Here is a 290-nt window from a genome sequence, read left to right as displayed (position 1 = left end):
CATGTGGAATATCATAAACAGCAGAAACTGCATGTTCTATATTATGAGATGCCCAGTCTCCTCTTGTTCCCATTTGTAGCATTCCATTTAATGCAATAGTACCTGAATATAAAATTGTTTCGCGAAGTTCAATATTTTCTAAGTCGTTAACTAAATTTGGACCTGCATCAATAACGGTTTTTAATACAGCCTCACACATATATTCCTGCAGTGGAGTATTTGTCTCTTTATGGAAATACTGTTCCAAAACGTGAGTCATCATATCAACGATCCCGTAAATAGTTTGATCC

The 290-nt window shown here is 35.5% G+C and carries 1 protein-coding gene; it reads right to left on the bottom strand.

What is annotated here, in order from left to right:
• Positions 1–262: iron-containing alcohol dehydrogenase (locus AOA60_RS00125; RefSeq protein WP_256592774.1), on the bottom strand; the 262-nt coding region annotated here is incomplete at its 3' end.
• Positions 263–290: the final 28 nt, after the last annotated feature.

This window comes from Pseudomonas sp. 2822-17 (genome assembly GCF_002742485.1).
Lineage (GTDB): Bacteria > Pseudomonadota > Gammaproteobacteria > Pseudomonadales > Pseudomonadaceae > Aquipseudomonas > Aquipseudomonas cyclaminis.
This window is presented reverse-complemented; position numbering and strand designations above follow the sequence as displayed.